This window comes from Variovorax sp. OK605 (assembly GCF_900115445.1).
Classification (GTDB): domain Bacteria; phylum Pseudomonadota; class Gammaproteobacteria; order Burkholderiales; family Burkholderiaceae_C; genus Variovorax.
Genome location: NZ_FOWL01000040.1, coordinates 1 through 2,500 on the forward strand (window position 1 = coordinate 1; position 2,500 = coordinate 2,500).

Annotated in this window: 1 rRNA gene (cut by a window edge); it reads right to left on the minus strand. The window is 50.3% G+C overall.

The features are described 5' to 3' along the window. Positions 1–103: 103 nt before the first annotated feature. Positions 104–2,500: ribosomal RNA gene (locus BM013_RS40290) — 23S ribosomal RNA — on the minus strand; it runs 477 nt beyond the window's last position.

The window sequence follows — 2,500 nt, forward strand, 5'->3', positions numbered from 1 at the left end:
GTGATCAATCAAACGAATTCATAGAGTTTGGAATCAGCTTTTGGCGAATTATTTTGAATGCGTCAACTTGGCATAACACCTTGATCAGACTGATCAAAGTTATAGGGTCAAGCCGCACGAGCAATTAGTATCAGTTAGCTTAACGCATTACTGCGCTTCCACACCTGACCTATCAACGTCCTGGTCTTGAACGACTCTTCAGGGGGCTCAAGGCCCCGGCAGATCTCATCTTGAAACGAGTTTCCCGCTTAGATGCTTTCAGCGGTTATCTCTTCCACACTTAGCTACTCGGCAATGCCACTGGCGTGACAACCGATACACCAGAGGTGTGTCCACTCCGGTCCTCTCGTACTAGGAGCAGGCTTCCTCAAATCTGCAGCGCCCACGGAAGATAGGGACCAAACTGTCTCACGACGTTTTAAACCCAGCTCACGTACCTCTTTAAATGGCGAACAGCCATACCCTTGGGACCGGCTACAGCCCCAGGATGAGATGAGCCGACATCGAGGTGCCAAACACCGCCGTCGATATGAACTCTTGGGCGGTATCAGCCTGTTATCCCCAGAGTACCTTTTATCCGTTGAGCGATGGCCCTTCCATACAGAACCACCGGATCACTATGTCCTGCTTTCGCATCTGCTCGACTTGTCAGTCTCGCAGTTAAGCACGCTTATGCCATTGCACTATCGTCACGATGTCCGACCGTAACTAGCGTACCTTCGAACTCCTCCGTTACGCTTTGGGAGGAGACCGCCCCAGTCAAACTGCCTACCATGCACTGTCCCCGATCCAGATAATGGACCTAGGTTAGAACCTCAAACACACCAGGGTGGTATTTCAACGTTGGCTCCACAAGATCTAGCGACCCTGCTTCAAAGCCTCCCACCTATCCTACACAGATCTGTTCAAAGTCCAATACAAAGCTACAGTAAAGGTTCATGGGGTCTTTCCGTCTTTCCGCGGGGAGATTGCATCATCACAAACATTTCAACTTCGCTGAGTCTCAGGAGGAGACAGTGTGGCCATCGTTACGCCATTCGTGCAGGTCGGAACTTACCCGACAAGGAATTTCGCTACCTTAGGACCGTTATAGTTACGGCCGCCGTTTACTGGGACTTCAATCAAGAGCTTGCACCCCATCATTTAATCTTCCAGCACCGGGCAGGCGTCACACCCTATACGTCCACTTTCGTGTTTGCAGAGTGCTGTGTTTTTAATAAACAGTCGCAGCCACCGATTTTTTGCAACCCATTCATGCTCCGTTGTTCACTTCACACTAATAGGGCACACCTTCTTCCGAAGTTACGGTGTCAATTTGCCGAGTTCCTTCTCCTGAGTTCTCTCAAGCGCCTTAGAATACTCATCTCGCGCACCAGTGTCGGTTTGCGGTACGGTCGTATATAGCTGAAGCTTAGTGGCTTTTCCTGGAACCTCGTTCAGTCACTTCACGGACAAGTCCGCTCGATCGTTGGCCTCGGTATATGTGCACCGGATTTGCCTAATGCACGCCTACATCCAACTAAACCAGAATAATCCAATAACTGGATGACCTATTAAGATCCGTCCCCACATCGCACTATATAACGGTACAGGAATATTGACCTGTTTCCCATCAGCTACGCATCTCTGCCTCGCCTTAGGGGCCGACTCACTCTACGCCGATGAACGTTGCGTAGAAAACCTTGCGCTTACGGCGAGGGGGCTTTTCACCCCCTTTAACGCTACTCATGTCAGCATTCGCACTTCTGATACCTCCAGCACGCTTTACAACGCACCTTCACAGGCTTACAGAACGCTCTCCTACCACTTGCAATAAATTGCAAATCCGCAGCTTCGGTAACTGGCTTAGCCCCGTTACATCTTCCGCGCAGGACGACTCGATCAGTGAGCTATTACGCTTTCTTTAAATGATGGCTGCTTCTAAGCCAACATCCTGACTGTTTTAGCCTTCCCACTTCGTTTCCCACTTAGCCAATTTTAGGGACCTTAGCTGGCGGTCTGGGTTGTTTCCCTCTTGAGTCCGGACGTTAGCACCCGGTGCTCTGTCTCCCAAGCTGTACTCATCGGTATTCGGAGTTTGCCTTGGTTTGGTAAGTCGCCATGACCCCCTAGCCAAAACAGTGCTCTACCCCCGATGGTAATACTTGAGGCACTACCTAAATAGTTTTCGGAGAGAACCAGCTATTTCCAAGTTTGTTTAGCCTTTCACCCCTATCCACAGCTCATCCGCTAGTTTTGCAACACTAGTCGGTTCGGACCTCCAGTACCTGTTACGGCACCTTCATCCTGGCCATGGATAGATCACTTGGTTTCGGGTCTACACCCAGCGACTGATCGCCCTATTCGGACTCGATTTCTCTACGGCTTCCCTATTCGGTTAACCTTGCCACTGAATGTAAGTCGCTGACCCATTATACAAAAGGTACGCAGTCACCCCTTACGAGGCTCCTACTTTTTGTAAGCACGCGGTTTCAGGATCTATTTCACTCCCCTCCCGGGG